Below are 8,961 nucleotides of genomic sequence, written 5' to 3' on the forward strand. Positions count from 1 at the left end.
GCTTCGGGGTGACGCCCGAGTCGCTGGCGGAGGCGGTGGCAGGCGCCTGAGTGGCGGGCGATCCGACACGTTGCGGCGTGGCGGCGGGTTGCGGCGACGGCTCCGTCCGGGGCGCCTGCTCACAGGCGGCGAGGCCGAGTGCGAGGATCAGGGCGGCGGGGATCGGCTGCATGGTCTCTCAACCCGCCGCTGGTCGCTGCGTTCCGAACCCGGTAGGGCGGGGGCAACGACGACCAAGGAGAGTTTGGACATGCAGGCAGTGGGCGTGATCGGGGCGGGGCAGATGGGCGCAGGGATCGCGCAGGTGTCCGCAGGCGCGGGCTTTCGCGTGCTGCTGGCCGATACCGATCTGGCACGGGCGGAAAAGGGCAAGGCGGGCATCGCCAAACAGCTCGACCGGCAGGTCGCCAAGGAGAAGATGACGCGTGCCGATGCCGACGCCCTGCTCGGCCGGATCGAGCCGGTGGGCGACGTGTCCGGCATGGGCGACTGCGATCTGGTAATCGAGGCGGCGACCGAGCGCGAGGCGATCAAGCGCGCGATCTTCGAGAGCGTCGGCAAGGTGCTGCGCGGCGATGCCGTACTGGCGTCCAACACCTCGTCGATCCCGATCACGCGGCTGGCGCAGGCATCGCCCGATCCGGCGCGATTCGTCGGCGTGCATTTCTTCAATCCGGTGCCGGTCATGGGGCTGATCGAGCTGATCCGGGGGCTCGCCACGTCGGACGAGACGGTCGCGACGGTGGAGGCCTATGCACAGGCGCTGGGCAAGCGGGTGGTGCGCGCGAACGATGCGCCCGGCTTCATCGTCAACCGCGTGCTGATGCCGATGCTGAACGAGGCGTGCTTCGCGCTGGGCGAGGGCGTGGCGACGATCCCCGATATCGATGCGGCGTGCCAGTTGGGGCTGAATCACCCGATGGGGCCGCTGACGCTGGCCGACTTCATCGGGCTGGATACCTGCCTGGAGATCACGCGCGTGCTGTTCGAGGGGACGGGTGATCCCAAGTTCCGGCCGGCGCCGCTGCTGGTGAAATATGTCGAGGCGGGCTGGTACGGGCGCAAGACGGGGCGCGGCTTCTATGACTATTCGGGCGACGAACCGGTGCCGACGCGGTGAGCGGCTTTACGGTCCGGGCCGGCGACGCGCTGGTGGTGATCGACCCGCAGGTCGATTTCTGCCCGGGCGGTGCGCTGGCGGTGGCGGGGGGCGACGCGGTGATGGCCCCGATCGCCGCGCTCGCCGCGTCTTTCGCTACGGTGGTGGTGACGCAGGACTGGCACCCGGCGGGGCATTCCTCGTTCGCGAGCAGCCATGCGGGGGCGGCGCCCTTTTCCGCCATGACGATGGCGTATGGCGAGCAGGTGCTGTGGCCGGATCACTGCATCCAGGGCTCGGCCGGTGCGGCGTTTCATCCGGCGGTGATGCCCGCGGTCGATCGCGCCCGGCTGACCTTACGCAAAGGGACCAACCCGGCGGTCGACAGCTATTCGGCGTTTTTCGAGAATGACAAGGTGACGCGCACCGGACTGGCGGGGGCGCTGCGCGATCTGGGCGTGCGGCGCTGCGTGTTCGTCGGGCTGGCCTATGATTTCTGCGTGGCGTGGTCAGCGCTGGATGCGGTGCGCGAAGGGTTCGGCGCGGTGGTGTTGCGGGAGCATGCGCGGGCGATCGGGATGCCGGTTTCGGATGGCCGGACGACGGTGGATGTTGCCGAAGCAGGGTTTGCGGAGGCGGGGGTGGTGCTCGGCTGAGGTCAGCCGTCCCACCTGCGTGTCAGGATAGGCCGCTGATCGCGGATGCCATGTCCGTCGTTGAACCCAATCCCGCAATAATGCCGGCCTTGTTGGCGGCAGGCTGGTTCTGGCTGACCTTCCATTTGCCTTCGAGCCGCGCGATCGGAAGGCGAAGCCCCGTGATCCCCTTCAATTGTGCGGCGATGAAGTCGGCTGGAGCATCGCTGACCGACCATGGATCATGCCTGCCATGTTCCTGCGCTTCGGTCAGACCATCGACGTGGGTCAACAACCAATCTTTGTCGTCGGTAAGTTCCGGCAGACCACGGGCCTGCACCACAATATAGTTCCATGTCGGTACGGCTTTGCCGTGTTCCTGCTTGGTCGCATACCAGGATGGCGACACATAAGCTTGTGGTCCCTGAAAGATGACCAGTGCTTCAAGTCCGCTCTGCAGGTCGCGAAGCTGATCGTTGGCCTTTGCAAGATGCGCAGTCAGCACACCAGCGCCGGCATCGACATGCAAGGAGAAGGGGATCAAATTGGCAGTGATGCCCTTGGTGCCATACGTCACCAGCGTTGCCAGAGGATAAGATCGGATTGCCCGGTGCAGAATTTCGGTTCGATCTTCCTGGAACGCGGGTGGCCTGTACATGATCGCTCCGGCAGTGACTGTAGCCCGTATTCGGTGGGCTACATGACTTTGAGCCGAGCGTCAGCCTTATACGATCAGCAGACCGGCGAGGGCCGCCGACATCAGGTTCGCCAGGCTGCCTGCGACGAGGGCGCGGATGCCGAGGCGGGCGATAGTCGGGCGCTGGTTGGGGGCGAGGCTGCCCGTCACCGCCATCTGGATCGCGATGGAGGAGAAGTTGGCGAAACCGCACAGCGCGAAGGTGACGACTGCGACGGTGCGCGGCGAAAGCTGCGCGGCCTGCTTGCCGAGGTCGATATAGGCGACGAACTCGTTCAGCACGATCTTCTCGCCGAACAGGCCGCCGGCGATCGCCGCTTCGTTCCACGGCACGTTTAGCAGGAACATGATCGGCTGGAACACATAGCCGAGCAGCGCCTGGAAGCTGAGGCCGGGCAGGCCGAACCAGCCGCCGATGCCGCCGAGCAGGCCGTTCGCCAGCGCGACCAGCGCGACGAAGGCGAGCACCATCGCGCCGACCGCGACGGCCAGCTTCACGCCGGTCTGCGCCCCTTGCGCGGCGGCCATGATGATGTTGGCGGGGCGTTCCTCGTCATGCGTCGCCTCGGCCAGCGCGATCTGCTCGTCCTCCAGATTGTCGCCGAGCGGCAACTGGCCTTCGGGCGGCTCCATCCGGTCGGGCATGATGATCTTGGCCATCAGGATGCCGCCGGGTGCCGCCATGAACGAGGCGGCGAGCAGATATTCGATCGAGATGCCCATCGAGGCATAGGCTGCCAGGATCGTGCCCGCGACGCCCGCCATGCCGCTGGTCATCACGGTGAAGAGCTGCGCCGGGGTCAGGCTGGCCAGATAGGGGCGGATGACGAGGGGCGATTCGGACTGGCCGACAAAGACGTTGGCCGCCGCGCAGAGCGATTCGACCTTGGACACGCCGATCACCTTCTCGATCGCGCCGCCCAGCCAGCGCACGACGAATTGCATGATGCCGAGATAATAGAGGATTGAGACGAGGGCGGCGAAGAAGATGATCACCGGCAGCGCCTGGATCGCGAAGTTGCGGCCCAGCGGATCGGTGGCGAGCGCGCCGAACAGGAAGTTGGTGCCCGCGTTCGCATAGCCGAGCAGGTCCGCGACGCCGCCCGACAGGAATTGCAGGATGCGCTTGCCCCACGGCACATAGAGGACGAGTACGGCGATGCCGGCCTGGAGCGCGAAGGCGGCACCCACGACGCGCGGGCGGATGGCCCGGCGATCGGCGGACAGCGCAACGGCGATCGCCAGAATAACGACAATACCGGCCAAGCCGATGGCGATACGATTCATGCTGTTCCCGGCGTGACTTAGGATCAAGGCGACGCGGCCCCCCGGCTGCGCGGCACCATAGCATAGGGGCACCGATGCAAGGCCGCTAGAGGTTGATTGTCCGACAGGCGGGACAGGACGCCATCACGAATTGACCTTCGCGCGCGACGCGTTAGCAGGGGCCATGGACCGACCCCCCGCGCTGTCGCGCTCTCTGTTCGCGCTTTCGATCTTCTACGGCGGCATGGTCTGCATCGCGGGCGTGCTGGGCAACAAGCAGGTGTCGCTGGGGCCGCTGGCGGTGGAGGCGGGCATCTTCGCCTTCCTTCTGCTGGTGGTCACCTCCAGCGCCATTGCCGAACTGCATGGCCGCGCAACCGCCAACCGGCTGGTGCAGGTCGGCTTCGTGCCGCTGCTCGTGTCGCTGGTCCTGTCCTGGGTGGTGTGGCGCCTGCCGCCCTCGCCCCAAATGGCGCCGGCCAATCGCGATGCGATCCAACTGATCCTGGGGACGACATGGCGGATCTGGCTGGGCGGCATCGTCGCCTATGGCATTTCGCAGACGCTGAACGTGACGATCTTTGCGGCGCTGAAAGGGGCGGAGGGCAGCAAGCTGCTGTGGCTGCGCGCCGCGATCGCCAGCATGTTGAGCCAGGTGGTCGACACGCTGCTGTTTGTCACCATCGCCTTTTACGGCGAGTTTCCGATCGGCCCGCTGATCGTCGGGCAGATGATCGCCAAGGTCGCGCTGTCCGCGCTGATCGTGCCGCCGCTGATCTATGTGTTCGTGTGGATAGGGCGGCGGCTGGATCGCGCCTGAGCCTTTCGCTAAGGGGCGCGGCATGACCGATCATACGCCCGATGCCGCCCTGCTCGCCAAGGCCGAGACGCTGACCGAGGCGCTGCCCTATCTGCAGCGCTATGCCGGCAAGACGTTCGTGGTCAAATATGGCGGCCACGCGATGGGCGATCCCGAGCGGCAGCGCGATTTCGCCGAGGACGTGGTGCTGCTGAAGGCGGTCGGCATCAACCCGGTCGTCGTGCATGGCGGCGGGCCGCAGATCGGCGCGATGCTGAAGCGGCTGGGCGTCGAATCGCAGTTCGTGAACGGCCTGCGCGTCACCGACAAGGAAACCGCGCACATCGCCGAAATGGTGCTGGCGGGATCGATCAACAAGGAAATCGTGAGCTGGATCGGCGCGGCGGGCGGCCGTGCGGTCGGCATTTCCGGCAAGGACGCCGGGCTCGTCACCGCAGAAAAGGTGCGCGGGCGCGAGGCCGATCCGCAACAGGGGATCGAGCGGCATGTCGATCTAGGTTTCGTCGGGGAGCCGGTAGCGGTCGACCCGCGGCTGATCCACAGCCTGTCGGCGGACGGCATCATCCCCGTCATCGCGCCGATCGCGATCGGCACCGACGGTCATACCTACAACATCAACGCCGACACGATGGCGGGCGCGATCGCCGCGCGGCTGGGCGCGTCGCGCTTCTTCCTGCTGACCGACGTGGCGGGGGTGCTGGACAAGCAGGGCCAACTGATGACCGACCTGAACCCGCAGGCGATCGCGGCCCTGCGCGCCGACGGCACGATTTCGGGCGGCATGATCCCCAAGCTGGAAACCTGCGTCAACGCGGTCGAGGCGGGGGTGGATGCCGCGGTGATCCTGGACGGGCGCGTTCCGCACGGGATGCTGCTGGAGATCTTCACCCGGCGCGGGGCGGGGACGCTGGTCCGGCGCTGAAGACCTGAAACGCGTCGCGGGCGTTGCCGCGCCAGCGCACGGAGCCTAGATAAACGGGCATCATCCAAACGGAGCGCGTGCGTTGATCTACATCCTCCAGATTCTCCAGATTCTGCTCAACGTCGCGTGGTGGATCATCATCGTGCAGGCGATCCTGTCGTGGCTGATCGCGTTCAACGTCATCAACACGTCGAACGATATGGTGCGGACGATCTGGTATGCGCTGCAGCGGATGACCGACCCGCTGTATCGGCCGGTACGACGCATCCTGCCCGATTTCGGCGCGCTGGACCTGTCGCCGATGGTCGTGTTGCTGGCGATCATCATCCTGGACCGGCTGGTGGGCACGGCGATCGCGCAGCAAAGCTACGGCGTCGTGGTCGGCTGATCCGTCGCCGTGCCGGCCTGGGCTGAGCGCGGGGGCGGGTTGCAGATCGCGGTGCGCGTGACGCCGCGGGCGGGGCGTGACGCGCTGGTGGCGGGAACGGCGGAGCATATGGCCGCACGGCTGGCGGCGGCGCCGGTCGATGGTGCGGCCAATGCGGCGCTGATCGCGCTGGTGGCCAAGACGTTCGGCGTGCCGCGCCGTGCGGTGCGCATCGTCGCAGGAGAGACGGCGCGGTTGAAGCGCCTGCACCTGGACGGCGATGCGGAGATGCTGGCGCGCGTCGCCGCCGCGCTTTATGGCACTGGGGCATGAGCGCTACGATCATCGACGGCAAAGCCTATGCCGCGGGCCTGCGAGCCCGCATCGCCACCCACGTCGAACCCTTCAAGGCGGCGGCCGGCCGTGCTCCCGGACTGGCAGTGGTGCTGGTCGGCGAGGATGCGGCCTCCAGCGTCTATGTCCGGTCCAAGGGGCGGGCGACGCGCGAGGCGGGAATGGAAAGCTTCGAGCACCGCTTGCCCGCCGATATCGACCAGGCGACGCTGATGGCGCTGGTCGCCGACCTGAACGCCGATCCGACGGTGGACGGTATCCTGGTGCAACTGCCTCTCCCTGCGCATCTCGATTCCCAGGCGGTGATCCAGGCGATCGACCCGGACAAGGATGTGGACGGCTTCCACCCGGTCAATGCCGGGCGGCTGGCGACGGGCCTGCCCGGCTTCGTGCCATGCACGCCGATGGGGTGCCTGATGCTGCTGCGCGATGTGCATGGCACGCTTTCGGGCATGGATGCGGTGGTGGTCGGCCGGTCGAACATCGTCGGCAAGCCGATGGCGCAACTTCTGCTGCAGGAAAGCTGCACCGTCACCGTGGCGCACAGCCGGACGCGCGACCTGGCCGCCAAGGTACGCGCGGCCGACATCGTCGTGGCGGCGGTGGGCATCCCCAGGCTGATCAAGGGCGACTGGATCAAGCCGGGTGCGACGGTGATCGATGTCGGCATCAACCGGACCGAGACCGGGCTGGTCGGTGACGTCGACTTCGAGGGCGCGATGACGGTGGCGGGGGCGATCACCCCCGTGCCCGGCGGCGTCGGACCGATGACGATCGCGGTGCTGCTGCGCAACACGCTGGTCTCCGCCGGGCGGCGGATGGGCGTTGCCGTCGACGAAACCCTGCTGTGAACGGGCTGGTCGAACTCTATTTCTCGGCACTCGTCACCTTTTTCGTGGTGATCGATCCGCCGGGCTGTGCGCCGATCTATGCCGGATTGTCGGCCGGGGCGACGCCGACGCATCGTCGCGCGATGGCGATCCGCGCGGTGGCGGTGGCGGCGGCGATCCTGTTCGTCTTCGCGCTGTTCGGCGAGGCGTTGCTGCATGGCCTTGGCATCGGGCTGGCCTCGTTCCGGATCGCAGGGGGCATCATGCTGTTCCTGATCGCGCTGGAGATGGTGTTCGAGAAGCGGACGCAGCGGCGCGAGGACCGGGCGGCCAAGGTGGCGGACGATCCAGAGGTCGAGGACGTGTCGATCTTCCCGATGGCGATGCCGATGATCGCGGGGCCGGGGTCGATCGCGTCGGTGATGCTGCTGATGAGTCGGAACAGCGGGATCGAGCGGTCGCTGGTGGTGCTGGCGGCGATGGTGTCGATCCTGGTGCTGACGCTGATCGCGCTGCTGATGGCCGGGCCGCTGATGCGGCTGATGGGCGCGAAGATCGAGGCGGTGATCACCCGGCTGCTGGGCGTGCTGCTTGCCGCGCTGGCGGTGCAGTTCGTGATCGACGGGGTGACCGCAAGCCTGCGCTGAGCGTTCGTTTGGAAACTCGCGAAAGAGCGAGTTCCCGGGCGCCGCTGCGGAACGTGCCTTCAGCACCTTTACAAACAGACCTCGCTCGCGCGCGGGAGTCTTTATTATAGGGCGCGTCCACGCACGCGCAAAACCCCGGTGGCGGATTGCCACCGGGGTTCCCTTGCGACCCGTGCTGGAACAGCGTCGGTCGGCCCCGGCACCCGAGTGGGGGCGCGGCGCCGGGGCTTCGGGCGATTACTGCCCGAGCAGCTTGAGCACGCCTTGCGTGGACTGGTTCGCCTGGCTGAGCATCGCGGTCGATGCCTGGCTGAGAATCTGGGCCTTGGCGAGCGCGGTCGTTTCCTCCGAGAAGTCGGTGTCCTCGATCCGGCTGCGCGCGTCCGACAGGTTGGTGACATTGGCGGTCAGGTTGTTGACCGCGGACTGGATACGGTTCTGCGTCGCACCAAGCCCGGCGCGGACATTGGCGACCTTGCCGATCGCGACGTCGAACTGTTCCAGGGTGGCGGACGCCTTGATCGAGCTGGTGGTGGCCGGCGTCGCGCTGGGATCGCCGAGGACCATGACGTTGGTCAGCTCGGTCGCCGTCGTGAGGTCGCCAAAGGTCATGGTGATGGCGTCGTTGCTGTTGGCGCCGGCCTGAATCGTCACCACGCCCGCAGTGCCGGCCGTGCCGTCGAGCAGCTTCTGCCCGTTGAACTGCGTGTTGCGCACGATGTTGGACACCTGGGCGGCGAGCGCATCCTGTTCGGCCGAGATGTTCAGCTTGTCGTTGGCGGAATAGGTGCCGTTCGACTTCTGCACCGCCAGTTCGCGCATGCGCTGGAGCATGTTGCTGACCTCGTCCAGCGCGCCTTCGGCGGTCTGCGCCATCGAGATGCCGTCATTGGCGTTGCGGATGCCCTGGTTCATGCCCTTGATCTGCGCGCTCATGGACGCGGCGATCGCGAGACCGGCGGCATCGTCCTTGGCCGAGTTGATGCGCTTGCCGGTCGACAGGCGCTGCATCGAGGTGCTGAGCGAATTGGTGGCGTTGGTGGACGCCGCCTGCGCGCGAAGCGCGCTGATGTTGCTTGCAATAACCGTCATGGTCATTCTCCGTCTCGAAGCTCTCCGCGCCCCCACGGCGAAGGTCGAACTTCCACGACGGAGAACGGCCGATCCGCCGCCACCTTTAGAAAAAAGATTCTCAACCGCGAAATCCGGCCTTCCGCAAAGGGAAGGCCGGTGTCGGTGCCTGCCGCCCCGGCCGGGCCGGAGCGGTGGGGATCGCGCCGTTTAGCCGAGCAGCTTCAGCACGCCCTGCTGCGACTGGTTCGCC

Annotated in this window: 11 protein-coding genes; 8 read left to right on the forward strand and 3 right to left on the reverse strand. The window is 66.9% G+C overall.

What is annotated here, in order from left to right; genetic code table 11:
• Nucleotides 1–250: 250 nt before the first annotated feature.
• Together Q0U08_RS14355 and Q0U08_RS14360 are read left to right on the forward strand one after the other, a co-directional pair.
• On the forward strand, nucleotides 251–1,120 hold the full coding sequence (locus Q0U08_RS14355; RefSeq protein ID WP_298092118.1) for a 3-hydroxybutyryl-CoA dehydrogenase: 870 nt from the start codon (nucleotides 251–253) through the stop codon (nucleotides 1,118–1,120).
• Nucleotides 1,117–1,755, forward strand: coding sequence for a nicotinamidase (locus Q0U08_RS14360; protein ID WP_298092119.1), 639 nt, complete (start codon nucleotides 1,117–1,119; stop codon nucleotides 1,753–1,755). Before Q0U08_RS14355 ends, Q0U08_RS14360 begins: the two co-directional genes overlap by 4 nt.
• 22 nt (nucleotides 1,756–1,777) lie before the next feature.
• Here Q0U08_RS14360 and Q0U08_RS14365 read toward each other — a convergent pair whose 3' ends face one another.
• Together Q0U08_RS14365 and Q0U08_RS14370 are read right to left on the reverse strand one after the other, a co-directional pair.
• Nucleotides 1,778–2,392: an FMN-binding negative transcriptional regulator gene (locus tag Q0U08_RS14365; RefSeq protein WP_298092120.1), complete on the reverse strand. Its 615-nt coding sequence runs from the start codon at nucleotides 2,390–2,392 to the stop codon at nucleotides 1,778–1,780.
• Between the two features lie 66 nt (nucleotides 2,393–2,458).
• Complete coding sequence (locus Q0U08_RS14370; RefSeq protein ID WP_298092121.1) at nucleotides 2,459–3,718, reverse strand: NupC/NupG family nucleoside CNT transporter; 1,260 nt, start codon at nucleotides 3,716–3,718, stop codon at nucleotides 2,459–2,461.
• A 163-nt stretch (nucleotides 3,719–3,881) separates the two neighbouring features.
• Between Q0U08_RS14370 and Q0U08_RS14375 the strand changes: the two genes are divergently transcribed.
• The 6 genes from Q0U08_RS14375 (at nucleotide 3,882) to Q0U08_RS14400 (ending at nucleotide 7,637) form a co-directional block, all read left to right on the forward strand.
• Nucleotides 3,882–4,517 carry a queuosine precursor transporter gene (locus Q0U08_RS14375; protein WP_298092122.1) on the forward strand — a complete coding sequence of 212 codons (636 nt, stop codon included), beginning with the start codon at nucleotides 3,882–3,884 and terminating at the stop codon, nucleotides 4,515–4,517.
• Between the two features lie 22 nt (nucleotides 4,518–4,539).
• Entirely contained in the window at nucleotides 4,540–5,439 is a 900-nt protein-coding gene (gene argB, locus Q0U08_RS14380; RefSeq protein WP_298092123.1) for an acetylglutamate kinase, read from the forward strand.
• 82 nt (nucleotides 5,440–5,521) lie between these two features.
• A complete protein-coding gene (locus tag Q0U08_RS14385; protein ID WP_298092124.1) occupies nucleotides 5,522–5,827 on the forward strand; it encodes a YggT family protein in 306 nt (101 codons plus the stop codon).
• A 9-nt stretch (nucleotides 5,828–5,836) separates the two neighbouring features.
• The gene (locus Q0U08_RS14390) at nucleotides 5,837–6,139 is read left to right on the forward strand and encodes a DUF167 domain-containing protein (protein WP_298092126.1); all 303 of its coding nucleotides are present in this window, start codon (nucleotides 5,837–5,839) and stop codon (nucleotides 6,137–6,139) included.
• Nucleotides 6,136–7,011: a bifunctional methylenetetrahydrofolate dehydrogenase/methenyltetrahydrofolate cyclohydrolase FolD gene (folD, locus tag Q0U08_RS14395; RefSeq protein WP_298092128.1), complete on the forward strand. Its 876-nt coding sequence runs from the start codon at nucleotides 6,136–6,138 to the stop codon at nucleotides 7,009–7,011. The genes Q0U08_RS14390 and folD overlap by 4 nt, the downstream gene beginning before the upstream one ends.
• Nucleotides 7,012–7,016: 5 nt before the next feature.
• Nucleotides 7,017–7,637: a MarC family protein gene (locus Q0U08_RS14400; protein WP_298092132.1), complete on the forward strand. Its 621-nt coding sequence runs from the start codon at nucleotides 7,017–7,019 to the stop codon at nucleotides 7,635–7,637.
• Nucleotides 7,638–7,874: 237 nt separating this feature from the next.
• Here Q0U08_RS14400 and Q0U08_RS14405 read toward each other — a convergent pair whose 3' ends face one another.
• Entirely contained in the window at nucleotides 7,875–8,729 is an 855-nt protein-coding gene (locus Q0U08_RS14405) for a flagellin (protein WP_298092130.1), read from the reverse strand.
• Nucleotides 8,730–8,961: the final 232 nt, after the last annotated feature.

This window comes from uncultured Sphingomonas sp., from assembly GCF_946477935.1.
Taxonomy (GTDB): Bacteria; Pseudomonadota; Alphaproteobacteria; order Sphingomonadales; family Sphingomonadaceae; genus Sphingomonas.